Below are 25,301 nucleotides of genomic sequence, written 5' to 3' on the forward strand. Positions count from 1 at the left end.
AGAGTGTGCCATAAATGATTTATCTGACATAAATCAGGAAAGAGAACGCGATTAACGATAAGAAAGGGCAAAAAGAAAACAGTATGGGAAAGAAATGCAGGAAGATTTGGGCAAAAATTGCACCAATACAGTGCGTAAAGAGTGTTTTTAGTGCAACTCGGGGGAAAACCAGAATCACGATGCTTATTGATGGTGCGAAGCCACGAATAGACTGTCGGTCTGCACCACACAAGGCGGTGCAGACCGAGATACTATCCCAGATCAGTCTCAGTGCGCAGAACAAGCCTCAGTGCTGGTGGCTGCAAGATCCTCTCCGGCGAGCTGCAATTGATACATTTGATAATAACGCCCCTGCTGTTGCAGCAGTTGCTCATGCGTTCCCCGCTCAACGGTTTGCCCATGATGGAGCACCATAATCGTGTCAGCCTCAACGATAGTGGAAAGCCGATGGGCGATAATAATCAAGGTTGTCTGTTCCCTGATAATGCGCAGCGCCTTTTGCACCGCCTGCTCCGTACCTGAGTCAATATTAGCCGTCGCTTCATCGAGAATCAGGATTTTAGGCGTTTGCACCAGTACCCGCGCAATCGCCAACAGCTGCTTTTGTCCGGTAGACAGGTTATTCCCCTGCTCGCCAATGCGCGTATGCAATCCTTCAGGAAAAGCCCGAACCAGTTCAGCAAGCTGAACTACTTCCAGCACGCGCCAGACGGCCTCTTCGCTGATATCACGCCCCAGCGTTACATTCACAAACATGGATTCCGCCAGCACAACTGGATCCTGTTGCACCATTGCCACATTTTGGCGCAACACCGCATGGGAGAGCGTCGACAGCGGGCGGCCATCCAGCCGAATCTCACCCTCATCCGGCGCGTAATACCCCATAAGCAAACTGGCTAGCGTACTTTTCCCACTACCGGTATGTCCGACCAGCGCGACGAATCCGCGCTCTGGTATCGTCAGAGAAATATTCTGTAGCACGCGTTTTTCTGTGCCATATGAGAAAGAAACCTCGTCAATATCGACGCGCCCAGTCGCCAGAGGACGCTCATCATCACCGTAGCTCTGCTTTTTGCCATCCATCAATTCAAAGATGCGTTCACCAGCGACGACTGCCTGCTGCAACATGGACTGCTGGGTCGTCAGTTCAATCAGCGGTTCATTCAGACGGCCCAAATAGTTGATAAACGCGTACAAGACTCCAACGCCCACCGACCCAATTGAGCTGAAACCAAATTGGATTAACAAACCACACAGCACCATCGCAGCAAACAGGCTCAGCAGCGGCCGCAACAGGAAACCTTCCAGACGCAAGGCCTTCATCCGCGCTTCATAATGTTCATAACTGGCTGCGCCCAGTTTCTTGCCAAAGCGAGCCTGCTGACGAAACTGCTGAATAACGCCCATGCCATTAATTACTTCATTGAAACCATCATTAATGTCGGCCAGATAGCTCCGCACCTTGCGCACAATCGGCGTACTAAAACGATGGTACAGCACCATGACCGTCGCAACCGCAGGGAAAATCATCAACGCAACCAGCGCCATCTGCCAGTTCAGACTGAACATCGCCACCAGCATGGCACCCACCAGCGCCGCACTGCGTAATACCGTTGACACCACCATGACGTACAGATCTTTAACCACCTCAGTATCATTGGTGACGCGTGAAATCAGTTGCCCAACAGGTTGTGTATCAAATGTACTCAGTGGCTGGCGCAACGCCGCGTCCATCACATCAATACGCAGTTGCTGAACAACACCGACCGCGACTCGGTTAAACAGCAGCGTCTGAAAATAGTGCAGCGAGGCCGCCAGAATTTGCAGCAGGATATAGGCCATTGCCAAGCCAGCCGCAATCGCCAGCGGAAACTGGCCTTTTGCCACCAGATCGTCAATAAAATAGCTTACCAACACGGGGCCTGAGACTTCAGCGATTGCGGCAATCCACAGCATCAGGACCCCCTGTAACAGCGGTTTCCGCCAGGGTGAACCATAGGCTAGCAGACGTTTCAGGGTTGGCCAAAACTGTTGAGGTCTATTCATTTTTCGATCCTTCCAACTGCGGCACATCATCCAGCGCCGCCTCCAACTGTTGATAACGGTACATATCCCGATACCAGCCAGGTTGTGCCGCCAGCGTTCGGTGTGTGCCACGCTGCACCGTTTGTCCTTGCTGCAACACCACGATTTCATTCGCTTCGGTTAGGGCTGACAGGCGATGTGCGCTGATGATCAGCGTCCGTTTTTCGCCCCACGTTTTGAGATTCTGCAAAATCTGGTGCTCCGTTCGCCCATCAACCGCAGACAGCGCATCGTCCAGCACCAGAATTTCAGCATCCAGCAGTAAAGCTCGGGCAATCGCGATCCGCTGTTTTTGACCGCCTGATAACATTACGCCGCGCTCTCCAACTTCAGTCTGGTAACGCTGAGGCAAACGCAGAATGTCGTCATGAACGCTGGCAAGCCGCGCCGCCTGTTCAATCTGTTGTTGGGTAGCATCAGGCCGACCCAGTGCGATGTTTCGTGCCACCGTATCGGAAAACAAAAAGGGCATTTGCCCCACAACGGCAAAACGGCTCCGAAGTTCATCCAACCGAATCGCGCTCAATGAACGATCGTGATAACGAATCTCTCCCGACTGAGCATCGAAATGACGCAATATCAACGCCAGCAGCGTACTTTTACCCGATCCTGTCGGCCCACATAGCCCCAGCATATTGCCCGGCGCCAGCGTAAACTGAATATGTTGTAAAGCATCACGAGTAGTATCTGGGTAGCGAAACGCGGAGATATTCACGTCCAGCACGCCCCGCTCGGCAGGCAAGGATTCCTCACCGTCTTTCACCACGAGATCTTCCGCGAGCAGCTGTCGAATACGGCTATATGCCGCGCTACCACGCTCAACAATATTAAACATCCAGGCCAGCGCCAACATCGGCCAGATCATTAACCCCAGATACATGACGAAGCTGGTCAACAAGCCTAACGTCAGCGAACCGTTAATCACCATCCAACTGCCGCCGCCAATCGCCAGCAAATTCGACAGCCCAACGGCAATATAAATGGTGGGATCGAAGCGGGCATCAACGCGAGCGACGTGCATGTTTTTAGCCCCCGCATCCGCCGCAACCTGTGCAAAACGCGCGGACTGATAGTTTTCCAATCCGAAGGCTTTAATCATCCGAATGCTGGTCAAACCTTCCTGCGCCTGATCGTTAAGTGAGGAAAACGCCGCCTGTGCGGATTTAAAGCGGTTATGCAGTTGGGTGCCGTAGCGTTTGATGAAAATCGCCATGATCGGCATCGGAAGCAGCGCTAGCAGGGTCAGTTCCCAACTAATTTGAGTACACATGACAACCAGCACGGCGCAACCCATCACCATTGAATCGACCAGCGTCAACACACCTTCTCCGGCGGCAAAGACCACGCGATCGACATCGTTAGTCGCTCGCGCCATCAGATCGCCGGTTCGGTGACGTTGGTAAAATGCCGGATGCTGGCGACTCAGTTGGCGGTAAAAATCCTCTCGTAGCTCAACCGCCAACTGGTATGACGCACCAAACAGGAACACGCGCCACACATAGCGCAGCAGATAGACCATGACGGCAGTCAGCAGCATCACGCCAATCCACTTCATCATTTCGGTCATCGACATGCCGTGCTGCGTCACACCATCGACAATTACGCCGACCAGTTTAGGGGGCAGCAATTGCAGAATAGCAATTGCAATCAATAGCGTAATAGCACCCAGATAACGCCGCCATTCGCGGCGAAAATACCAACTCAGTTGAGCAAACAGTCTCACGCGGTTTTCATTCCAATAGCCAGACGGGTCATGACAGACTCAGAAAGGTGATTATACAAAAGACGGATGGATGATGAATCACAGGGATAAGGGCAATGCCGTGGTATGTTTGATTCGTTCCATAGCAAAGCTAGATGTTACATCGACCAGTCCGGGAATACCATTCACCAGCCGCTTATAGAAATCATCATAGCTTTTCATATCAGCAACCTGAACCTGCATCAGGTAGTCGTACTCACCAGCCATGCGATAGAAAGCTAGCACCTCCGGCATGTCAGACACTACGCGGGTGAAAGTCTGATACCAGTCGCGGTTGTGCTGTTGCGTCTTCAATAAGACAAACGCCGTCAGCCCTAACCCTAGGCGTTCATTATCCAACAGCGCCACCCGAGCCCGGATGATCCCTTCCTCTTCCAGACGCTTTAGTCGTTTCCAGCATGGTGTAGATGTCAGATTAACCGCCTCGGCCAGCGTCTGTAGTGAAAGCGTGCAATCCTGTTGCAACATATTCAGCAATGTGCGATCAATTTTATCTAACATAGTTTTACCCAATATAGCGCTGCCGATAGAAAAATTTCCCCACTCTCTCCCATTCAGAGAGAAAAGTAATGTTCTTCCCGTTAAAAATTGCGGTGATCGCATTATTGGCACCATCGGCATAGCGATAACCTTACCAACCTTCGTTGCACAAGCCTCGCCGTTGCCATAATTTTCAAGATAGTGACTTGCCATTCACCTTGGTAGAAAAATAATCCACATATGAATAATAAAAGGGTAAATAATTCCCTTAAATTAGCCAAAAGGAGATAAAAAGATAACCTTTTTATCCTAAAAACTCGTTACTCTATTCACATCACTGTCTAACCGAGTTTTTATCATGACCAATACCTGGGTTAAAAATGCCATCAGCGCTATCGAAGCAGATTTTCAGCGTTCGGCTGATACGCATCTCATCCGACTGACCCTCCCAGATTATCCGGGTATCTATTTTTACCTCAAAGATGAAAGCACACATCCCAGCGGCAGTCTGAAGCATCGTCTGGCACGTTCTTTGTTTCTCTACGGACTGTGCAACGGTTGGATTAAAGAAGGCACGCCGATTATTGAAGCGTCATCCGGCAGCACGGCCGTGTCAGAAGCCTATTTTGCACGTTTGCTTGGCCTGCCGTTTATCGCCGTCATGCCTTCCTGCACCGCAAAAAGAAAAATCGAGCAAATCGCTTTCTATGGCGGGCGCTGCCATTTTGTCGAACAGGCGGGACAAATCTATGCTACATCCGAGCAGCTCGCACAAGAGATGAACGGCCATTATATGGATCAGTTCACCTACGCTGAACGCGCCACCGACTGGCGTGGCAACAACAATATTGCCGATAGTATTTACCGCCAAATGGCACGTGAACCGCATACCGTGCCGGATTACATCGTGATGAGTGCAGGAACTGGCGGTACGTCAGCCACACTCGGACGCTACATTCGCTATCAGGGGCTGGATACGCAACTGGTCGTCGTCGATCCAGAAAACTCCGTCTTCTACGACTGTTACCAACATCGGGATCGCTCTATCACTGGCCCATGCGGTAGTCGGATAGAAGGTATTGGTCGCCCGCGTGCCGAACCTTCTTTTATTCCTGACGTCATTGATAGCATGATCAAAGTACCGGATGCCGCCAGCATAGCAACGCTGTACTGGCTGGAAAGCGTGTTAGGCCGCAAAGCAGGCGCGTCTACCGGCACCAACGTCTGGGGAATGCTGCAACTGGCCAAAGAGATGGTGAACCGAGGCCAAAAAGGTGCGCTCGTGACTCTGCTCTGCGACAGCGGCGAACGCTATCTGGACACCTACTACAACAGCAGTTGGGTAGAAAAACATATCGGCGATATAATTCCTTATCTCAATGAGCTAAACAATCCAGAGATATATCAGCTTTCGCCAGAATCCAGCTTGACGTGACGACAGCCAAGCTATTTTTCAGGTAACTGGTTTTTTCAAATAACGTGTTTTTCAGATAGCGTGTTTTTTCAGATAACATAGCTTTTCAGGTAAAATAGTGACTTTACACCGCCGTGCGTTGCAGACGTATTGCGGTTAACGTCGCGTTAAGGTGAATGAAGAATGAAGCGTGCTGTTGTCGTTTTTAGCGGTGGACAAGATTCCACGACCTGCCTGATTCAGGCCCTGCAAGATTATGATGACGTCCACTGCATCACCTTCGATTATGGGCAACGCCACCGCGCGGAAATCGATGTCGCTCGGGAACTCAGCCAGAAACTGGGGGCAACGGCGCATAAGGTTCTGGACGCCGGTTTGCTCAACGAACTCGCCACCAGCAGTCTGACGCGCGACAGTATCCCTGTTCCCGATTACGACGCCAATGCACAAGGCATCCCCAACACCTTTGTTCCAGGAAGAAACATTCTTTTCCTGACGCTCGCCGCAATCTACGCCTATCAGGTTGGTGCAGAAGCCGTCATTACCGGCGTATGTGAGACCGATTTTTCCGGTTACCCAGATTGTCGCGATGAATTCGTCAAGGCACTGAATCAGGCTATTGTTTTAGGTATTGCCCGCGATATCCGTTTTGAAACTCCGCTGATGTGGCTTAATAAGGCAGAAACCTGGGCGCTGGCGGATTATTACCAGCAACTCGATACCGTTCGTTACCACACGCTAACCTGCTATAACGGCATCAAGGGTGATGGGTGTGGTCAGTGTGCCGCCTGCCATTTACGAGCAAACGGGCTTGCGCAGTATCAACATGATTCCGTGGCTGTCATGGCATCGCTGAAGCAGAAAGCAGGATTACGCTGATATTTCACGCCACCATTCAGAAACCGACACGCAGAAACATCACACAATCTAAAAATAGCAGGCCACGCCTTACAGGTAGTGGCCTGTTGCTTCATATTAACGGCGAATCTCGTTTAGGTGTTCCAGCAACTCTCCCTCCAGCGGCAGTGATTTTTGCGTCGATAAATCGATGCAGACAAACGTCAGCGTGGCATCCGCCACATCGCTTTCATCAGACACTCGGGTTATCTTCTGACTGATCACGCCACTTTTCGTATTCATCTGTAGTAGCTCGCTATCAATACGCAGCACGTCACCGAGAACGGCAGGCTTGCGATAGTTGATATTGATGTTCACCACGACAAAAGCGATATTGTTGCTATGCATCCAGCCAAAAGCAGGTAACGTTTCAAGCCACTGCCAACGCGCCTCTTCCAGAAACTCCAGATAGCGCGCGTTATTCACGTGCTGATAAACATCAATGTGATAGCCACGAACGGTAATGAAAGTCTGCATAGCAGTGATACTCCTGTGACAACACCAATAACTGGTATGACCTGATAATTAGCCTAGCAGAGGTTCGCAGCCCAGAGGAAGTGCACGACTGGGCTGCGACTGATATCACAGTTTCAAACGAGAGAGATTTCGTTCAACCAACGCAGCCCCAATTCCCGGGACCTCAGTTAATTGATCGATCTGGGTAAAAGGACCATTTTGCTCACGATAGTTAACGATCGCTTCCGCCTTTTTAAGGCCGACACCGTTCATTATTTCCGCCAAATCAGCAGCGGTTGCTGCATTAATGCTTACCTTGTCCTCGTCACCATCAGGAAGCGTTGCTTTTTCCGCTTTCTGATCTGCTGGCGCAGGCTTCACCACTGTCGCCGTACTGTCGGCGGCTTTAGGTGCCGCCTGACCCAACAATGGCAACCCAGACAAACTCATCCCAATGATTAAGCACAGTGCTTTTATTCCTGATTTTTTCATGCTGTTTCCTCCTTGTGTGTGACAGCACGGCTACCTTGCCGCAGACCCATCAACACCGCAAACAGCAGAATTTAAATGTGGAAAAGGCCGCGAAAGCGGCCTTTTGTTGTTGCAACGATTTGCAAATTTTTGCGGAGCTTATTGCTGTTCTTGCGCCGCATTGCCCATCTTGATTTTCGCTTCACTACGCAAGCTGAACAGCAGAGAATCAAACAGCGCGCCCAGAGAACCTTGCTGAACCTGGCTGGCAAACTGTGTTTTCTGCTCATCGTTTAGCTGATGTGGTGTCACACTATCCAGCGCAACCAGCACGACATTACCGGCCTGATCCTGAGTAATCGCATAAGATGGCTTATCCTTTTCTGGATGCGGCATAGCAAAAATTGCTTCGGCCGTTGCATCACCCTGAGAGATAGAAGACATCGTTTTTGCTTCACCAAAGCTCAGACCTGCCGCTTTAAGCGCATCATCTTTACCTTGCTTCAGCTCAGCCAGCATTTTTTCAGCGTCTACTCGAGTCTGCTGTTCAGCCTTCTGACGTTTCAGCGTCTCTACGATCTCAGTACGAACCTGATCCAGAGGGCGAGTACTTTCAGGCTTGTGCTCAGTGATACGCAGAACGAAAGCACGATCGCCGTCGACGTTAATCACATCGGAGTTGTTGCCCGCAGCACCGTTTTCGCCCAACAGCGCGCCGCTAAAGATAGCCTGCGTTACTGGCTGGAAGTTCAGCGCAGCAGGAACTTTCTCACGCGTAAACCAGTCGGTCTGCGTGGCTTTCACGCCAGCCGCTTCTTCTGCTGAAGCCAGAGATTCGTTGTCATTGCTGGCCGCTTCGCTGACTTTTTGTTGCAGCGCATAGTAACCATCCTGCGCTTTCTCGTGCTTCACTTTCTCAGCGATCGCGGCACGCACTTCGCTCAGCGGTTTGACCTGCTGCGGCTGAACATCATCCAGACGCACAATCAGATAGCCAACAGAAGATTTAATCGCTTCGGAAACCTGACCTTTCTCCGTCAGTTTTGCCTGCTTCAGCTCATCAATCATGCTGTTTTCGTCCATCCATCCCAGATCGCCACCGTTGCGGCGCGAGATAACGTCCGTTGATTTTTCTTTCGCCAGCGTAGCGAAATCACCACCTTGCTTCAGCGCATCCAGAACAGACGCTGCATCGGCCTCATTCTTCACCTGAATAACGCTGAATCTTTTGCGCTCAGGTTGGGAATAGTCGCTCTTGTTCTGTTCGTAGAAATCGTTGATGGCAGCATCGTCTACTTTCACGCCGTCCATGATGCTTGCCGCATCCAGCGTGATATAGCTGACTTTGAATTCTTCTGGTGCGATGAAATTCCCTTTGTTTTGATCGTAATAACTCTGGACTTCATCGTCAGCAACCGTCTGGGCTTTCGCCTTGGCAGCAATATCAATGGTTGCGACACGGACAACGCGATCTTGTGCAGCCAGTTTCACCAGGTTATCGATCTCCTGCGGCAGCAGGAATGCTGTATTGCCAAAGCCGCGAATCAACTGCTGTGAAGTCAGTTGTTTACGCAGCATCTGAGCATACATATCCGGTGTGACGCCAAGGCGACGAACCTGATCCAGATACTTTTCATTATCAAAACGGTTGTTGGTCTGAAACGCGGGAACGTCAAAGATCGCCTGTTTGATTTGCTCATCACTGATGTTCAGTCCCAGCTTGTTGGCATACTGGTCCAGCAAGGTTTCATCAATGAGTTGGGAGAGTGCCTGCCTACGTAATTGCTGCATGTAACCGTCATTACTCGCCAGAAGAGAGAAATTCTCCCCCAAGGCTTCCTGTTGACGACTGCGTTCGTTCTGTACCGCCTGCTCAAGCTGTGCGCGGGTAATATCCTGCCCGTTCACCTTTGCAGCGTAATCTCCTGAACCACCAATAAGATAATCACCAACGCCAGTTAGAACGAATGATGCGATGATCAAAGCAAGAATAATTTTGAGCACGACGTTATTCGCGGCCGTACGTAAATTGTCCATCATAATGTGACAACACTCCGCTGTAGAATGGATAAAACTCCCTGCGCTGGCCGGAGCCATGCATCCTTGCGATTGCTATAGCCCAATACAAGGCTAGGGCGCACTTAAGCTTATTGCCCGCCACGTTCTGCCATGTGTCGGGTATGTAAAATCCTATATAAATAAAAGGCACATCATAAAATGATGCGCCTCGTATCTTACCCTACCAATATCATTGCGTCAGGTATTGTTTGGCACCCAAAGTGGTTATCCGCCAAACCTGTGACGTAATAATCAGTTAACGGCGTCTTTCAGCGTTTTACCAGCACGGAATCCTGGTACTTTCGCCGCAGGGATACTGATTTCCTTACCCGTTTGCGGGTTACGGCCGGTACGAGCAGCACGTTCACGCACTGAGAAAGTACCAAAACCGACCAAAGCAACATCATCCCCTTCTTTCAGGGATTCGGTAACGGAACCAATAATTGCATCCAACACACGCCCTGCTGCCGCTTTGGAAATATCAGCATCTGCGGCAATTTTGTCGATCAATTGTGACTTGTTCACTCTGTCATCCCCTCTGGAATTCTCTTATCGCGCTTCAATATCCCAAGACGCGACACGTGACTTATTATCAATACTGTCATGCCTAGCCAGTTATGGCTAAAACTAACAGTGCACTAACTTAGCGGTACAAAAAAAAGCTGGCAAGCACGATTTCACTCACCAGCCCTGATTTTCTCAAGGGTTTTTGCGACAGGTCACTCTTTTACCTTGGCTTTGGGCTTGGCTTTAGGCGTCGAGACCACCTGCATGCCAGAAGGCGCATTCAGCAATGCGAGTGCCAAGACTTCCTCGATACGTTTCACTGGATGGATTTCCAGATCGGCAATCACGTTCTGTGGGATATCTTCCAGATCGCGCTTGTTGTCGTCAGGAATCAAGACCGTCTTGATGCCACCACGGTGTGCAGCCAGCAGTTTCTCTTTCAGACCGCCAATCGGCAGCACCAGACCACGCAGGGTAATCTCGCCCGTCATCGCTACATCTGCACGCACCGGGTTCCCAGTCAAACAAGAAACCAACGCGGTACACATCGCGATACCCGCACTCGGACCATCTTTCGGCGTCGCACCTTCTGGAACGTGAACGTGGATATCACGTTTCTCGTAAAAATCAGCATTGATGCCTAATTTTTCTGCACGAGCACGAACCACAGTAAGCGCAGCCTGGATCGACTCCTGCATAACTTCACCCAATGAACCGGTATAAGTCAGCTTACCTTTGCCCGGTACGCAAGCAGTCTCAATCGTCAGCAGATCCCCGCCAACTTCCGTCCAGGCCAGTCCGGTCACCTGACCTACGCGATTTTCATCATCCGCACGGCCATAGTCAAAACGCTGTACCCCAAGGAAATCCTTAAGGTTATCGCCCGAAATCTGGATATGCTTAGTGGATTTATCCATCAACAGCGTTTTTACTGCTTTACGGCACAGCTTGGAGATTTCACGCTCCAGGCTACGCACGCCAGCTTCACGCGTGTAATAACGGATAATGCCAACAATCGCGCTGTCTTCTACCGACAGCTCGCCATTTTTCAGCGCATTACGTTCGATCTGTTTTGGCAGCAGATGCTGTTTGGCGATATTCAGTTTTTCGTCTTCGGTATAACCAGAAAGACGAATGACTTCCATACGGTCAAGCAACGGTGCCGGGATGTTCATCGAGTTAGACGTCGCAACAAACATCACATCGGACAGATCGTAGTCAACTTCCAGATAGTGATCGTTAAACGCCACGTTCTGCTCAGGATCGAGCACTTCCAGTAGGGCAGAAGCGGGATCGCCACGCATGTCAGAAGACATCTTGTCGATCTCATCCAGCAGGAATAGCGGGTTTTTCACACCAACTTTTGCCATCTTCTGGATCAGCTTGCCGGGCATTGAACCGATATAAGTACGACGGTGCCCGCGGATTTCTGCTTCGTCACGCACACCTCCCAGCGCCATGCGCACATACTGACGTCCAGTCGCTTTGGCGATAGACTGGCCGAGCGAGGTTTTACCCACGCCAGGCGGCCCCACCAGACACAGGATCGGCCCCCTGATCTTGCTGACACGGCTCTGTACTGCAAGATATTCGAGGATGCGTTCTTTTACGCGATCCAGACCATAATGATCGGTATCCAGCATTTCCTGCGCTTTCAGCAAGTCTTTCTTCACTTTGCTGCGTGCATTCCACGGTACCTGCACCATCCAGTCGATATAGCTGCGCACCACTGTCGCTTCCGCTGACATCGGTGACATCATTTTCAGCTTTTGTAATTCTGCTTCGGCTTTCTCACGCGCGTCTTTCGGCATTTTCGCCGCTTCAATCTTGCGTTTTAACGCTTCAAGTTCATCCGGTGCGTCATCCATCTCACCCAGCTCTTTCTGAATAGCTTTCATTTGCTCATTCAGATAGTACTCACGCTGGCTTTTTTCCATTTGCTTCTTAACGCGGCCACGAATCCGTTTTTCTACCTGCAACAGGTCGATTTCGGATTCCATCATCGCCATCAGGTACTCCAAACGTTCAGTAATATCGAACATTTCAAGTACAGACTGCTTATCAGCCAATTTCAGCGGCATGTGCGCAGCAATGGTGTCGGCCAAACGCGCAGCATCATCAATGCTGTTCAGAGATGTCAGCACTTCCGGCGGGATCTTCTTGTTCAGCTTGATATATCCCTCAAACTGATTGACCGCCGTGCGCATAAGCACTTCTTGCTCACGCTCATCAATCGCTGGGGAATCAAGATATTCTGCGTGTGCAGCGAAATGTTCACCGCTGTCAGAAAGCGTCGTAATACGCGCACGCTGTAACCCTTCGACCAGCACTTTTACCGTGCCGTCCGGCAGTTTCAGCATTTGAAGAATTGAGGCTACCGTCCCTACCGAGAAAAGATCGTTAATACTTGGCTCATCCGTTGAGGCTTCTTTCTGTGCCACCAGCATGATCTTCTTATCATGATCCATTGCGGCTTCAAGGCACCGAATCGATTTCTCCCGACCAACAAACAACGGAATGACCATGTGCGGATAAACCACCACATCGCGCAATGGCAATACGGGGATTTCTATGCGTTCGGAACGCTCAGGGTTCATAGAGCTCTCTCTTAGTTTCGTTTCCGCCAGGTTATGGGAATCTCGTGAAACGCGGTTTTCACGGGTTTCATCAAATAGGTATTTGAGTATATGGGGATAAATGTCTCACATTCAACGACCAGCATGCGTGTAAAAAGAAATGGGGGATAAAATCCCCCATTTTTATTTTTTGATACGGCCAAATTGATTAATTATTCGCCGGACGCCTGCTGTGTCTCAGGTTTGCCATAGATCAGCAATGGTTCGGACTGGCCCGCAATAACAGATTCATCAATGACGACCTTATCTACACTTTCCAGTGATGGCAGGTCATACATGGTATCTAGCAGAGCAGCTTCAACGATAGAACGCAGACCACGTGCACCGGTTTTACGCGCCATCGCTTTCTTAGCAATCGCCGTCAGCGCTTCATCGCGGAATTCCAGCTCAACACCTTCCAGATTGAACAGCGCCTGATACTGTTTGGTCAACGCATTCTTCGGCTCACGCAAAATCTGAATCAGCGCATCTTCACTCAGTTCTCTTAGCGTAGCAACGACTGGCAGACGACCGATAAACTCAGGAATCAAACCGAATTTAATCAAATCACCTGGCTCAACCTTACCTAACAGTTCGCCTTCTGTCGCTTTATCTGCAGTACCTTTAACCGTTGCGTTAAAGCCAATGCCGCGTCCCGTGTCAGTACGCTGCTCGATCACCTTGTCCAGACCCGCGAACGCACCGCCACAGATAAAGAGGATCTTAGAGGTATCAACCTGCAAGAACTCCTGCTGCGGATGCTTACGGCCACCCTGCGGTGGAACCGCTGCGATAGTCCCTTCGATCAGTTTCAGCAGAGCCTGTTGAACGCCTTCACCAGATACATCGCGGGTGATCGATGGGTTGTCTGACTTACGAGAAATTTTGTCGATTTCATCAATGTAGACAATGCCACGCTGCGCTTTCTGCACATCGTAATCGCACTTCTGCAACAGCTTCTGAATGATATTCTCAACGTCTTCACCGACGTAGCCCGCTTCAGTCAGCGTAGTCGCATCCGCCATAGTGAACGGAACGTCCAAGAAGCGCGCCAGCGTTTCAGCCAGCAGCGTTTTACCACTCCCCGTAGGACCGATCAGCAGAATGTTACTTTTACCCAGTTCGATCCCATTGCTGCTGTCACCATTACGCAAGCGTTTATAGTGGTTATACACCGCAACAGCCAACACCTTCTTGGCCTGTTCTTGACCAATGACATAATCGTCAAGGTGGCGGCGAATTTCGTGTGGCGTCGGCAACGCACTGCGCTCACGGTGTGGCGCTACTTCCTTAATTTCTTCGCGAATAATGTCGTTACACAAGTCAACACATTCATCGCAGATATACACCGACGGCCCGGCAATCAGCTTACGCACTTCATGCTGGCTTTTGCCGCAAAAAGAGCAGTACAGTAACTTTCCTGAACCGTCTTTGCGCTTATCTGTCATGAGTTAAACCTCTTCTTCGTCTTTTGCCCGCAGGCCAACCACAGCGATATTGCTACAACGAACGCCGATACTTATAGCCAATACGCGTAAAATAACCCCGCACAACAGACTATCGGTCGAACACTGATTTTTAGCTACACCAGACCGCTAATATGGCGGAGTGTTATCCACGGTTAGTGAATACGGAGTCTACCAAACCGTATTCTACTGCCTCACTGGCAGAGAGGAAACGATCGCGCTCGGTGTCTCTCTCTATCGCTTCAAGAGGTTGCCCCGTGTGTTGCGCCATCAGCTCATTCATTTTGGCTTTCACTTTCAGTATTTCTTTGGCATGGATTTCAATATCCGTTGCCTGCCCCTGGAACCCCCCCAACGGCTGGTGAATCATAACGCGCGAATTAGGCAAACAAATACGTTTGCCTTTGGCACCCGCCGTCAACAGGAACGCGCCCATTGAACAAGCCTGTCCCATACAGATCGTGCTGACATCCGGCTTGATAAACTGCATGGTGTCGTAAATGGACATACCCGCAGTAATCACGCCACCTGGAGAGTTAATGTACAGATAAATGTCTTTCTCTGGATTTTCAGCTTCCAGAAACAGCATCTGTGCCACAACCAGATTCGCCATATGATCTTCCACCTGACCAGTCAGGAAGATTATCCGTTCTTTTAGCAGACGGGAATAGATATCGTAAGAACGTTCCCCACGCGAGGTCTGTTCAACCACCATCGGCACTAACGCCATATGAGGTGCTTGTCTTTCTTGTTCGCCACTGTATGACATTCACGTCTCCTAGATAAAATGCGTCCGGCACTCTTAGCGTTGTTCAATCATTGCGCGGTTCAATCATAGTATTACTCAATTCTACTAGAGATAGAGAGGGATGACTATGGAACCCTGCCCCGCCCCAGTTGAACAACTCATACGGCCGAGAATCCTTACCTGCTGTGCCCACTTTTCCTCTTCAGTGAGTGGGGGCACACGCATTGTATTTCAAGCTTACACTATCAATCGTTCTCTATTAAAGAGCCAATTATTTTATTCTTAACACCTTATCGGCACAGCAACGCTGCAGTTTAACTCGTTGCCTGACCTAACAAATTCCCTGCCTGAGTTAATTACCTAGCTTAATAGTAGTGCAATTTCAGGCGGTCATTCTCGTGTGTCCCCTGACAGGAACACCGGATACGACGTAGCCCCAAACGATCATCGGTATTGTACAAAGCACCAAGCAAAAAGCCCGCACCATAAGGCGCGGGCTTTTGATAGGGAAGCATCCCGGTTACATAATAAACAATGTTGATATCAACAAGGTTTATGCTGTAGTCGTTTGATTCATCAGTTCGTTGAAGCTGACAGACTTCTCAACGACTTTCGCTTTAGCAAGCACGGTTTCTACCGCTTGCTCTTCCAGAGCAACGTTACGCATGTTGTTCAGCAGCTCTTTGTTTTTGCTGTAGAACTCGATAACTTCCTGCGGATCTTCGTAAGCAGAAGCCATCTCTTCGATCAGCGCATTAACGCGTGCTTCATCAGCTTTCAGCTCATTGGTGCTGATAACTTCGCCCAGCAGCAGACCGATAACCACGCGACGTTTAGCTTGCTCTTCGAACAGCTCACGCGGTAATTCCTGCGCTTGCTTCTCGTTGCCGCCAAAACGCTGTGCAGCCTGACGACGCAGAACGTCGATTTCGCCATCGATCAGTGCAACTGGCACGTCGATTTCGTTGGCGTTGATCAGTCCGTCCAGCACCTGAGTTTTCACACGGTTACGCACCGCGCCTTTCAGCTCACGTTCCATATTTTTACGCACTTCTGCACGCAGACCTTCCTGGGAACCATCAGCCACGCCGAAACGTTTGATGAATTCTTCAGTCAGTTCAGGCAGTTCACGTTCTTCAACTTTCTTCAGGACGATAGCAAACTGAGCGGCTTTTCCTTTCAGGTTTTCAGCGTGGTAATCTTCTGGGAAATTCACGTCGATAGTGAATTCTTCACCCGCTTTGTGCCCAACGATGCCATCTTCAAAACCTGGGATCATGCGATTCTGACCCATTGCCAGAACGAAGTCAGACGCTTTTCCGCCTTCAAAGACTTCACCGTCGATAGAACCCGTGAAATCGATCGTTGCACGATCTTCCGCTACCGCAGCGCGGTCAGTTTCTTTCCAGGTTGCCTGTTGCTTGCGCAGCGTGTCCAGCATGGTATCAACGTCAGCATCAGTGACTTCAACAACTGGTTTTTCAACTTCGATTGCATCCAGACCTTTCAGTTCGATTTCTGGGTATACGTCAAACTCAACAGAGTAAGTGAAATCGCCACCTACGGCATATTCGCCAGGGATGTAGTTAGGCGCGCCAACCGGATTAATTTTTTCTTTGATGATCGCGTCAACAAAGTTGCGCTGCATCAGGTCACCCAATACGTCCTGACGCACAGAGGCACCATAACGCTGAGCAACAACATTCATCGGCACTTTGCCTTTACGAAAACCGTCAATACGTACTTTTTTGGCCGCGTTGACCAGCTCGCTCTTCACCGCACTCTCAATGATGTCAGCAGCAACGGTAATCGTTACGCGACGTCCCAGACCTTGAGTGGTTTCAACTGAAACTTGCATCTTGTTACCTCAAAAAATCACAGTGATCGGTCAACCCCAAAACTATTCTCGCGACGAAAACTCTCACGACAGCAAGGCTGATTCAGAACTGGCACCAAGGCACACAGGCTTAAATACACCTCGCAGAACCGAGAAATTGCCAACCCCGTCCCTGTAGTCAGAAGCGTCCCGAATACATTCAGGAAAAATAGACGCAGCATTATAGCGATATAGAGGGGATGAGTCGAGAACGGCGGGAAGACTATTACAGCAACGGATTCACACTTTTGTCAGTAACCCGCCCTGAATATGTCAGGAACGGGCCATATTAACGACTTAAGAAAGGATGCCACCGCCACCGCAAGGCGGTGAGGAGGGGACAGAATTTTGCAAACTGATCCACTCTTTTGTCGTATATGTATGTAACGCTAACGCATGCACCGACGCCGCCAGCTCTGCTGCCAGTACAGCATAGACTGCACGATGCCGGCCAATCACGCGTTCGCCCGCGAATTTATCGCTGACCAGTACAACTTTAAAATGACTTTCTGCGCCCGCAGGCACGTTGTGACGATAGCTCTCATCAGTCACGTCTAAATGAGCGGGTTCAAAACCTACACGCAGCTTTTCTTCTATCGTTTCACGCATCATACGGCTACCCTTTCAGCTTGGGGAAAATTTGATATCAACGCGACATTGCTGCCATTCACCGATGCCCGAATCACTTACTTGACGAGATTCCCTATCTTTCCACTTTCATACAACTCGAATGATTTAGGGTATAACCTTAACGTTTTTCAACCTGTTATGCGTAAAGGTGGCATAACAAAGAAGAAAAGGGGTCGCGAAGGGTGGATATATCATCGGCGGTCTTGATGTGATAAAAACGGTTTTTCCAGGTCAACAGCATGAAAAAGATGAATTTCAGGACAATTTACCTGCTATCGGCTCTTTTTCCTGCCTGTGGCGATGATATGATATCAACAATATTTGTCAGCTCACCACACTAATCATTACAGAGAAAATACGAATGTTAAAAAAATTATTTTTCCCTCTTCTGGCCATCATTCTGCTTGCAGGATGTGCAGCAAAAAGCAACACCTTGAACATCACCCCAAAAATTAGCGTGCCTTCTCAGGATCCGACGCTCATGGGCGTAACGATTAGCATCAATGGTGCAGACCAGCGCGCCGATCAAGCTCTGGCGAAAGTGAATCGCGATGGCCAACTGATTACGCTGACACCTTCTCGCGATCTGCGTTTCCTGTTGCAAGAAGCGTTGGAAAAACAAATGACTGCACGCGGTTACATGATCGGAACCGGTGGCCCAGTCGCCTTGCAGATCGTAGTGAACCACCTGTACGCTGATGTCTCCGAAGGCAACCTGCGCTACAACATCACCACTAAAGCGGATATTTCCATCATTTCTCAGGCGGCGAATGGCAACAAGCAGGTGAAGAACTACCGCTCAACCTATAACGTTCAGGGCGCGTTTACTGCCAATAATGAAAACATTACCAATGCCGTTAACACGGTGTTAGGCGATGTCATTAACGACATGGCACAAGACACCAGCGTAAGCAGCTTTATCAAAGAAAACGCACGTTAATTTCTGCACGCCGCTTCCCTTGCTCCTGAACACTCACGGAGCAAGGGAAAGGACTCTCCATGTTTAGTCGCATCATTACTTTGTTCAGCCAACGTAATTCGCTTTTTATGCTATTACTTGGCTTCGCTTCCGGTTTACCACTGGCATTGACATCCGGCACACTGCAAGCATGGATGACTGTCGAGAATGTCGATCTGAAAACCATTGGCTTTTTTTCTCTGGTCGGCCAAGCCTACGTATTCAAGTTTCTGTGGTCCCCCCTGATGGACCGCTATACCCCGCCATTCCTTGGCAGACGCCGTGGCTGGCTAATTTTCAGTCAACTTCTGCTCATTGCAGCCATTATTGGTATGGGATTTATGAACCCAGCACGCGATCTCTGGTGGTTGGCAATACTGGCGATTCTGGTCGCGTTCTGCTCCGCGTCTCAAGATATTGTTTTTGATGCCTATAAGACGGATTTACTTCCCCCTGAAGAACGCGGGACAGGGGCCGCCACTTCGGTATTAGGTTATCGTCTGGCCATGCTGGTTTCAGGCGGACTGGCGCTGTGGATGGCCGATCGCTATTTCGGCTGGCAGGCCACCTATTGGTTAATGGCAGGATTAATGCTGATTGGTGTATTCGCCGCCCTGTTAGCACCGGAACCACTGAATAGCCAGCCTGCACCGCGCACCATGGAGCAAGCCATTGTTGCCCCCTTGCGTGACTTCTTCGCACGCAACAACGCTTGGCTCATTCTTCTGCTTATCGTGTTATACAAACTCGGCGACGCCTTTGCGATCAGCTTGACGACAACCTTCCTGATACGTGGCGTTGGCTTCAATGCTGGTGATGTCGGGATTGTTAACAAAACGCTTGGACTCTTCGCCACCATCGTGGGAGCCATTTACGGCGGATTATTGATGCAGCGGCTCTCGTTGTTCAGAGCGCTGATGCTGTTTGGAATACTTCAGGCCGTGTCCAACGCGGGATACTGGCTGCTGGCTATCACGGATAAAAGCCTGTTCACCATGGCCAGCGCGGTTTTTCTGGAAAATCTCTGCGGTGGCATGGGAACGGCAGCGTTTGTCGCGCTATTGATGACGCTGTGTAATAAATCATTCTCGGCCACACAGTTTGCCCTGCTTTCTGCCCTTGCGGCCGTCGGACGGGTTTACGTTGGCCCTATCGCTGGCTGGTTTGTCGAATCCTATGGCTGGGCATGGTTCTATCTGTTCTCGATTTTTGCCGCATTACCGGGATTGGCAATCCTGATGATTTGCCGTGATACGCTGGAATTTACCCAGAAAACCAATACGTTTCAGTTACGCACAGATTTCCAGAATTATTACAACAAGGCCACACATGTGCTGGGATTAAGTGTGATCGTGCTGGTAATGTGGCTCATACTGCTGATCAGCAATGCGCTGGAATGGTCCTCATTGCCTCTGTTGGCAGAATGCCTGCTTGCCGCAGGCGGCACACTCGCTCTGCTGGGCATTTTCTTCGGTAGCTTGCTGGACTATCTGTCACTCCGGCGCGCGTCCAAACAGTCCACGCACTAACGATATTCGCTCAGGCAGCGTTTATCCGCTGCCTGAACCTATTACACGGTTACTTTATTTAAAAAATTCTCATAATTATCTTGCTAGAGGGCATTTTATTTCCTCGTAAAACCCGTCAAAACTAATTTCACTCGTTATCAAAAACATAGATTGAGCAAAATTTTCACCAAACTAAAAATAGAAAATAAGCGTTATGATACGTTGTAATTTCTTATTATCCATCCATACTCTCATATGGGTAGCCACTTAATTTGCTGTTTTTCAATACCATTTTTATTTTGGCTATCTTTGTGACATTAAGGGCAAAAAACAGCAACAATCGGCTGACATAACCTTAATCATGTTTACAGTACAGTAACCTTCCCGTAAAATGACCGCTCGCTTAAAATGACAATAGAGCCCTTGTTATTGAGGTCGCTAGATGAGACTCAAGAAATACAATACAATTTTTGGGATGCTGTCTTTATTTGCAGCCACTGCTCTGCTGAGCGGTTGCGATATGGCGCTGATGAACCCCAAAGGAGAGATCGGGTTAGAGCAAAGATCGTTAATACTGACTGCCATCGGGCTGATGTTGATCGTTGTGATTCCCGTTATCGTTATGACGATAGCTTTTGCCTGGAAGTTCCGCGCTTCCAATCAAAAGGCAAAATATACCCCGAACTGGTCACACTCCAATAAGATAGAAGCAGTAGTTTGGACTGTACCCATTATCATCATCGTCATTCTTGGCACGATTACCTGGAAGACGACGCACTCGCTTGATCCCTATAAGCCACTGGTGTCAGACGTCAAACCTATCAATGTCGACGTTGTTTCGCTTGACTGGAAATGGCTGTTTGTTTACCCAGACTTGGGTATCGCGACAGTTAACGAACTGGCTTTCCCTGCCAACGTACCTGTTGCGTTCAAGATTACATCCGACTCCGTGATGAACTCCTTCTTCATCCCTCGTCTTGGCGGACAGATTTACGCTATGGCTGGAATGCAGACGAAGCTACACTTAATCGCTAATGAACCGGGCAAATATGACGGTATCTCTGGCGGCTATAGTGGTAAAGGCTTCTCTGGTATGAAGTTCACCGCGATTGCTACACCAACTCAACAAGAGTTCGATCAGTGGGTTGCGAACGTTCGGTCGTCCCCTAAGACACTGAATACCATGGATGAATTCAACGCTTTGGCTAAACCAAGTGAATTCCATCCTGTCGAGTACTTCTCCAGTGTCCAGCCGGATTTGTTTAATAATCTTATTCGCAAATTCACAGGCAACGACATGAACATGCACCATCATGGTGAAGGCATGAAGCAGGACGAAAACATGCAACACGGTGAGGGTATGAACATGGGCGAGCATAGCTCGCACAAAGGAGCCGAGGGATAATACGATGTTCGGAAAACTTACACTCGATGCGGTTCCATATCACGAACCCATTATTATGGTCACCGTGGCGGCGATCATCGTTGGCGGCCTTGCGCTGCTGGCGGCAATAACCTATTTAGGTAAGTGGAAATGGCTGTGGGCCGAGTGGTTCACATCCGTAGACCACAAGAAAATCGGTATCATGTACATCATCGTCGGCCTGGTGATGATGATACGTGGTTTTGCCGATGCCATCATGATGCGTGGCCAGCAGGTGCTAGCCTCTGCCGGGCAAGAAGGCTTCCTAAACGCTCACCACTACGATCAGATCTTCACCGCACACGGTGTCATCATGATCTTCTTCGTGGCAACCCCGTTCGTTGTTGGCTTGATGAACCTTGCGGTTCCCTTGCAGATCGGTGCGCGTGACGTTGCTTTCCCCTTCCTGAACTCCCTCAGCTTCTGGCTGTTTGTGGCTGGCGTTATCTTGATCAACCTCTCTCTCGGGGTGGGTGAGTTTGCGCAAACCGGCTGGGTGGCGTATCCGCCGCTTTCAGGAAAGGAGTACAGTCCCGGCGTCGGGGTCGATTACTGGATATGGAGTCTACAGATATCCGGTATAGGTACCACGCTGACAGGTGTTAACTTCTTCGCCACCATTCTGAAGATGCGCGCACCGGGCATGACGCTGATGAAAATGCCAGTATTTACCTGGACGGCACTGTGTACCAACGTGCTGATCATTGCCGCATTCCCGATATTGACCGTGACCATTGCGCTGCTGACGCTTGACCGTTACCTCGGCACCCATTTCTTTACCAATGATATGGGTGGCAACATGATGATGTACATCAACCTGATTTGGGCATGGGGTCATCCTGAGGTTTACATTCTGGTACTGCCAGTCTTCGGTATTTACTCCGAAGTGGTTGCGACCTTCTGTAAAAAACGGCTGTTTGGCTACACCTCACTGGTGTGGGCAACGATTGCGATTACGGTTCTGTCGTTCATCGTTTGGTTGCACCACTTCTTTACCATGGGGTCCGGCGCGAACGTCAACGCCTTCTTTGGTATAGCCACCATGATTATTTCAATCCCGACTGGGGTTAAAATCTTCAACTGGCTGTTCACCATGTATCAAGGCCGTATCGAATCCAACTCCGCGATGCTTTGGACCACTGGCTTCATCATCACCTTCACCATCGGTGGGATGACCGGGGTACTGCTGGCTGTACCAGGCGCGAACTTTGTCCTGCACAACAGTCTGTTCCTGATTGCTCACTTCCATAACGTGATCATCGGCGGCGTGGTGTTCGGTTGCTTCGCAGGTATTACTTACTGGTTCCCGAAAGCGTTTGGCTTCACCCTGAACGAAACCTGGGGTAAGCGCGCATTCTGGTTCTGGATTATCGGCTTCTTCGTTGCCTTCATGCCGCTGTATGTCCTCGGCTTCATGGGAATGACGCGCCGTCTGAGCCAGCAAATCAACCCTGAGTTCCACGCTTTACTTGTTGTGGCTTCCATCGGTGCAGCATTAATCGGTATGGGTGTACTGTGTCAGGTTATGCAGTTCTACGTCAGTATCCGTGACCGTAACCAGAACCGCGATCTGACGGGCGACCCGTGGGGTGGACGTACGCTGGAGTGGGCAACCTCTTCTCCTGCACCGTTCTATAACTTCGCTATCGTGCCACACATCAACGATCGTGATGCGTTCTGGGAAGCGAAAGAGAAAGGTGAAGCTTACAAGCGCCCTGCCAGCTATGAAGAGATTCACATGCCGAAAAATACCGGCGCTGGTGTGATTATCTCCGCATTCAGCCTGGTATTCGGTTTTGCCATGATCTGGCATATCTGGTGGCTTGCTATCGCCGGCTTCGCTGGCATGATTGTGACCTGGATTGTGCATAGCTTTAATCAAGACGTGGATTACTACGTGCCGGTTAAAGAAATTGAGCAAATTGAGAATCAGAATTTTGATCAACTCAGTAAGGCAGGCGTGAAACATGTCAACTGAAACTCTGACTAACCACAATACTGCCCATGCCGAGCATGGGCACCACGACGCAGGAGCCAACAAAGTATTCGGCTTCTGGGTCTACCTGATGAGCGACCTGATCATTTTCGGGTCACTGTTCGCAACCTATGCGGTACTGGTTAACGGTACTGCGGGTGGCCCAAGCGGGAAGGACCTTTTCCAACTGCCTTTCGTGCTGGTGGAAACGTTCGCGCTGTTGTTCAGTAGTATTACCTACGGCATGGCGATGATCGCCATGAATAAGGGCAACAAATCTCAGGTTAATACCTGGTTAGGCGTGACCTTCCTGTTCGGTCTGGTGTTTATCGGGATGGAAATCTATGAATTCCATCACCTGATCGCTGAAGGTTATGGCCCAGATCGCAGCGCGTTCCTGTCTGCCTTCTTCGCACTGGTCGGCACCCACGGGCTGCACGTAACGGGCGGTCTGATCTGGTTGGTCATCATGATGATTCAGGTGTCCAAGCGTGGCCTGACTGCAACCAATAAAACGCGTCTGATGTGCCTGAGTCTGTTCTGGCACTTCCTCGACGTGGTATGGATCTGTGTCTTCACCGTTGTTTATCTGCTGGGGGCAATGTAATGAGTCATTCAACAACCGATCATGCAGGTGCCAGCCACGGCAGCGTGAAGTCATATGTGATAGGTTTTGTTCTGTCGGTGATTTTGACAGTGATTCCTTTCAGTATGGTCATGAGCGGCACAGCCTCACATAGCGCCATTCTTTTCACGGTGGTGGGATGTGCCGTTGTTCAGATTCTGGTACATCTGGTGTACTTCCTGCACCTGAATACGTCCTCAGAAGAGCGCTGGAACGTGGTGGCTCTTGTGTTTGCCGTCCTGATTATCGCTATTGTCGTCGTGGGCTCCATCTGGATTATGATGAGCGCACACCACAATATGATGATCCAGTAACAGAGCCGTAAAAGATGATTAAGCAATACCTGCAAGTTACTAAACCAGGAATTATTTTCGGAAATCTGATTTCCGTTATCGGTGGATTTCTCCTTGCGGCCCAAGGCCGCATTGATTATCCCCTGTTTTTCGCCACCCTCGTGGGTGTGTCGTTAGTCGTTGCATCTGGTTGCGTGTTTAACAACGTCATTGACCGCGACATCGACAAGAAAATGGAGAGAACCAAAAATCGGGTTCTGGTAAAGGGACTGATTTCGCTGAAGGTAACACTGGTTTACGCATCGCTGTTAGGTATTGCGGGCTTTGCTCTGCTCTACATCGCGGCTAACCCGCTGGCCATGTGGCTGGCGGTGATGGGCTTCGTCGTGTATGTCGGTGTATATAGCCTGTACATGAAGCGGCATTCTGTTTATGGCACGCTGATTGGCAGCCTGTCCGGCGCGGCACCACCGGTTATCGGTTATTGTGCCGTCAGCAACCAGTTCGACGCAGGCGCGTTGATTCTGCTGCTGATCTTTAGCCTGTGGCAGATGCCGCATTCCTACGCGATTGCGATTTTCCGCTTCAAGGATTATCAGGCCGCCAACATCCCAGTCCTGCCCGTTGTGAAAGGCATCTCCGTTGCGAAGCACCACATCACGCTGTACATCGTGGCGTTTGCGGTAGCGACTCTGATGCTGTCTCTCGGCGGCTATGCTGGCTATAAATATCTGATCGTTGCGGCAGCAGTGAGCGTCTGGTGGTTGGGTATGGCGCTGTCAGGCTATAAAAATGCAATTGATGACCGCGTGTGGGCAAGAAAACTGTTTGTTTTCTCCATTGTCGCGATTACGTCACTGAGCGTCATGATGTCCGTGGATTCAATGGCACCCGCGCATGAAATCATGCTGACCTACCTGCGTTAATCACAAGCAGCGTTACCTGCATTAATAAAAACAGGTGGCTAGTCCGCCTGTTTTTTATGACCGCCTTCCTGGACACCGCCCTTCGTATTGTCGCAAGGACGTTGAAAAACGCTCCCTGCGTTTTTTTC

At 49.9% G+C, this 25,301-nt stretch carries 21 protein-coding genes; 9 read left to right on the forward strand and 12 right to left on the reverse strand.

Annotation, left to right across the window (positions count from 1 at the left end):
- Positions 1-267: 267 nt before the first annotated feature.
- The 3 genes from DMB82_RS15015 to DMB82_RS15025 all read right to left on the reverse strand — a co-directional run bounded on the left by DMB82_RS15015 (position 268) and on the right by DMB82_RS15025 (position 4,348).
- Complete coding sequence (locus DMB82_RS15015) at positions 268-2,046, reverse strand: SmdB family multidrug efflux ABC transporter permease/ATP-binding protein (RefSeq protein WP_116163814.1); 1,779 nt, start codon at positions 2,044-2,046, stop codon at positions 268-270.
- Positions 2,039-3,808 (reverse strand): SmdA family multidrug ABC transporter permease/ATP-binding protein, encoded by a 1,770-nt coding sequence (locus DMB82_RS15020; RefSeq protein ID WP_116163816.1) that lies wholly within the window; start codon positions 3,806-3,808, stop codon positions 2,039-2,041. Before DMB82_RS15020 ends, DMB82_RS15015 begins: the two co-directional genes overlap by 8 nt.
- A 78-nt stretch (positions 3,809-3,886) precedes the next feature.
- Positions 3,887-4,348 (reverse strand): Lrp/AsnC family transcriptional regulator, encoded by a 462-nt coding sequence (locus DMB82_RS15025; protein ID WP_010282169.1) that lies wholly within the window; start codon positions 4,346-4,348, stop codon positions 3,887-3,889.
- 337 nt (positions 4,349-4,685) lie between these two features.
- Here DMB82_RS15025 and DMB82_RS15030 point away from each other — a divergent pair, with 337 nt between their 5' ends.
- Positions 4,686-5,762 carry a PLP-dependent cysteine synthase family protein gene (locus DMB82_RS15030; RefSeq protein ID WP_116163818.1) on the forward strand — a complete coding sequence of 359 codons (1,077 nt, stop codon included), beginning with the start codon at positions 4,686-4,688 and terminating at the stop codon, positions 5,760-5,762.
- A 162-nt stretch (positions 5,763-5,924) separates the two neighbouring features.
- Positions 5,925-6,620 (forward strand): 7-cyano-7-deazaguanine synthase QueC, encoded by a 696-nt coding sequence (gene queC / locus DMB82_RS15035; RefSeq protein WP_102116765.1) that lies wholly within the window; start codon positions 5,925-5,927, stop codon positions 6,618-6,620.
- 96 nt (positions 6,621-6,716) lie between these two features.
- On the opposite strand, the gene DMB82_RS15040 is transcribed toward queC, so the two are convergent.
- The 9 genes from DMB82_RS15040 to bolA form a co-directional block, all read right to left on the reverse strand.
- On the reverse strand, positions 6,717-7,115 hold the full coding sequence (locus tag DMB82_RS15040; RefSeq protein WP_039485489.1) for an acyl-CoA thioesterase: 399 nt from the start codon (positions 7,113-7,115) through the stop codon (positions 6,717-6,719).
- Between the two features lie 105 nt (positions 7,116-7,220).
- Complete coding sequence (locus DMB82_RS15045) at positions 7,221-7,586, reverse strand: helix-hairpin-helix domain-containing protein (protein WP_116163820.1); 366 nt, start codon at positions 7,584-7,586, stop codon at positions 7,221-7,223.
- Between the two features lie 138 nt (positions 7,587-7,724).
- Positions 7,725-9,605, reverse strand: a complete 1,881-nt coding sequence (gene ppiD, locus DMB82_RS15050) for a peptidylprolyl isomerase (protein WP_116163822.1) — start codon at positions 9,603-9,605, stop codon at positions 7,725-7,727.
- A gap of 270 nt (positions 9,606-9,875) precedes the next feature.
- Entirely contained in the window at positions 9,876-10,148 is a 273-nt protein-coding gene (gene hupB, locus DMB82_RS15055; RefSeq protein ID WP_005976031.1) for a nucleoid-associated protein HU-beta, read from the reverse strand.
- 194 nt (positions 10,149-10,342) lie between these two features.
- The gene (gene lon / locus DMB82_RS15060) at positions 10,343-12,727 is read right to left on the reverse strand and encodes an endopeptidase La (RefSeq protein WP_102116768.1); all 2,385 of its coding nucleotides are present in this window, start codon (positions 12,725-12,727) and stop codon (positions 10,343-10,345) included.
- A gap of 191 nt (positions 12,728-12,918) precedes the next feature.
- Positions 12,919-14,193: an ATP-dependent protease ATP-binding subunit ClpX gene (gene clpX, locus DMB82_RS15065; RefSeq protein ID WP_102116769.1), complete on the reverse strand. Its 1,275-nt coding sequence runs from the start codon at positions 14,191-14,193 to the stop codon at positions 12,919-12,921.
- A 163-nt stretch (positions 14,194-14,356) separates the two neighbouring features.
- On the reverse strand, positions 14,357-14,980 hold the full coding sequence (gene clpP, locus DMB82_RS15070; RefSeq protein WP_102116770.1) for an ATP-dependent Clp endopeptidase proteolytic subunit ClpP: 624 nt from the start codon (positions 14,978-14,980) through the stop codon (positions 14,357-14,359).
- A gap of 532 nt (positions 14,981-15,512) precedes the next feature.
- Positions 15,513-16,817 carry a trigger factor gene (gene tig, locus DMB82_RS15075; RefSeq protein WP_102116771.1) on the reverse strand — a complete coding sequence of 435 codons (1,305 nt, stop codon included), beginning with the start codon at positions 16,815-16,817 and terminating at the stop codon, positions 15,513-15,515.
- A 315-nt stretch (positions 16,818-17,132) separates the two neighbouring features.
- Positions 17,133-17,447 carry a transcriptional regulator BolA gene (gene bolA, locus DMB82_RS15080; RefSeq protein WP_102116772.1) on the reverse strand — a complete coding sequence of 105 codons (315 nt, stop codon included), beginning with the start codon at positions 17,445-17,447 and terminating at the stop codon, positions 17,133-17,135.
- 379 nt (positions 17,448-17,826) lie between these two features.
- Between bolA and DMB82_RS15085 the strand changes: the two genes are divergently transcribed.
- The 7 genes from DMB82_RS15085 (at position 17,827) to cyoE (ending at position 25,173) form a co-directional block, all read left to right on the forward strand.
- Positions 17,827-18,405, forward strand: coding sequence for a lipoprotein (locus tag DMB82_RS15085; RefSeq protein ID WP_102116773.1), 579 nt, complete (start codon positions 17,827-17,829; stop codon positions 18,403-18,405).
- 59 nt (positions 18,406-18,464) lie between these two features.
- On the forward strand, positions 18,465-19,952 hold the full coding sequence (gene ampG, locus DMB82_RS15090) for a muropeptide MFS transporter AmpG (protein WP_116163824.1): 1,488 nt from the start codon (positions 18,465-18,467) through the stop codon (positions 19,950-19,952).
- 421 nt (positions 19,953-20,373) lie between these two features.
- Positions 20,374-21,336, forward strand: a complete 963-nt coding sequence (cyoA, locus tag DMB82_RS15095) for a cytochrome o ubiquinol oxidase subunit II (RefSeq protein ID WP_102116775.1) — start codon at positions 20,374-20,376, stop codon at positions 21,334-21,336.
- Between the two features lie 4 nt (positions 21,337-21,340).
- Positions 21,341-23,332, forward strand: coding sequence for a cytochrome o ubiquinol oxidase subunit I (cyoB, locus tag DMB82_RS15100; RefSeq protein ID WP_116163826.1), 1,992 nt, complete (start codon positions 21,341-21,343; stop codon positions 23,330-23,332).
- Positions 23,322-23,936 carry a cytochrome o ubiquinol oxidase subunit III gene (locus tag DMB82_RS15105; RefSeq protein WP_039490483.1) on the forward strand — a complete coding sequence of 205 codons (615 nt, stop codon included), beginning with the start codon at positions 23,322-23,324 and terminating at the stop codon, positions 23,934-23,936. The genes cyoB and DMB82_RS15105 overlap by 11 nt, the downstream gene beginning before the upstream one ends.
- Complete coding sequence (locus DMB82_RS15110; RefSeq protein ID WP_039490482.1) at positions 23,936-24,268, forward strand: cytochrome o ubiquinol oxidase subunit IV; 333 nt, start codon at positions 23,936-23,938, stop codon at positions 24,266-24,268. The genes DMB82_RS15105 and DMB82_RS15110 overlap by 1 nt, the downstream gene beginning before the upstream one ends.
- A 14-nt stretch (positions 24,269-24,282) precedes the next feature.
- Entirely contained in the window at positions 24,283-25,173 is an 891-nt protein-coding gene (gene cyoE / locus DMB82_RS15115) for a heme o synthase (RefSeq protein ID WP_010282097.1), read from the forward strand.
- Positions 25,174-25,301 lie beyond the last annotated feature (128 nt).

Source organism: Pectobacterium aquaticum (assembly GCF_003382565.3).
GTDB classification, from domain to species: domain Bacteria; phylum Pseudomonadota; class Gammaproteobacteria; order Enterobacterales; family Enterobacteriaceae; genus Pectobacterium; species Pectobacterium aquaticum.

What these genes read in the sequence shown, in the direction of transcription:
- DMB82_RS15015 (WP_116163814.1), bottom strand. Translation starts at nt 2,046, where the DNA reads ATGAATAGACCTCAACAGTTTTGGCCAACCCTGAAACGTCTGCTAGCC.
- DMB82_RS15025 (WP_010282169.1), bottom strand. Translation starts at nt 4,348, where the DNA reads ATGTTAGATAAAATTGATCGCACATTGCTGAATATGTTGCAACAGGAT.
- DMB82_RS15030 (WP_116163818.1), top strand. Translation starts at nt 4,686, where the DNA reads ATGACCAATACCTGGGTTAAAAATGCCATCAGCGCTATCGAAGCAGAT.
- queC (WP_102116765.1), top strand. Translation starts at nt 5,925, where the DNA reads ATGAAGCGTGCTGTTGTCGTTTTTAGCGGTGGACAAGATTCCACGACC.
- DMB82_RS15040 (WP_039485489.1), bottom strand. Translation starts at nt 7,115, where the DNA reads ATGCAGACTTTCATTACCGTTCGTGGCTATCACATTGATGTTTATCAG.
- DMB82_RS15045 (WP_116163820.1), bottom strand. Translation starts at nt 7,586, where the DNA reads ATGAAAAAATCAGGAATAAAAGCACTGTGCTTAATCATTGGGATGAGT.
- ppiD (WP_116163822.1), bottom strand. Translation starts at nt 9,605, where the DNA reads ATGATGGACAATTTACGTACGGCCGCGAATAACGTCGTGCTCAAAATT.
- lon (WP_102116768.1), bottom strand. Translation starts at nt 12,727, where the DNA reads ATGAACCCTGAGCGTTCCGAACGCATAGAAATCCCCGTATTGCCATTG.
- clpX (WP_102116769.1), bottom strand. Translation starts at nt 14,193, where the DNA reads ATGACAGATAAGCGCAAAGACGGTTCAGGAAAGTTACTGTACTGCTCT.
- clpP (WP_102116770.1), bottom strand. Translation starts at nt 14,980, where the DNA reads ATGTCATACAGTGGCGAACAAGAAAGACAAGCACCTCATATGGCGTTA.
- tig (WP_102116771.1), bottom strand. Translation starts at nt 16,817, where the DNA reads ATGCAAGTTTCAGTTGAAACCACTCAAGGTCTGGGACGTCGCGTAACG.
- bolA (WP_102116772.1), bottom strand. Translation starts at nt 17,447, where the DNA reads ATGATGCGTGAAACGATAGAAGAAAAGCTGCGTGTAGGTTTTGAACCC.
- DMB82_RS15085 (WP_102116773.1), top strand. Translation starts at nt 17,827, where the DNA reads ATGTTAAAAAAATTATTTTTCCCTCTTCTGGCCATCATTCTGCTTGCA.
- ampG (WP_116163824.1), top strand. Translation starts at nt 18,465, where the DNA reads ATGTTTAGTCGCATCATTACTTTGTTCAGCCAACGTAATTCGCTTTTT.
- cyoA (WP_102116775.1), top strand. Translation starts at nt 20,374, where the DNA reads ATGAGACTCAAGAAATACAATACAATTTTTGGGATGCTGTCTTTATTT.
- cyoB (WP_116163826.1), top strand. Translation starts at nt 21,341, where the DNA reads ATGTTCGGAAAACTTACACTCGATGCGGTTCCATATCACGAACCCATT.
- DMB82_RS15105 (WP_039490483.1), top strand. Translation starts at nt 23,322, where the DNA reads ATGTCAACTGAAACTCTGACTAACCACAATACTGCCCATGCCGAGCAT.
- DMB82_RS15110 (WP_039490482.1), top strand. Translation starts at nt 23,936, where the DNA reads ATGAGTCATTCAACAACCGATCATGCAGGTGCCAGCCACGGCAGCGTG.
- cyoE (WP_010282097.1), top strand. Translation starts at nt 24,283, where the DNA reads ATGATTAAGCAATACCTGCAAGTTACTAAACCAGGAATTATTTTCGGA.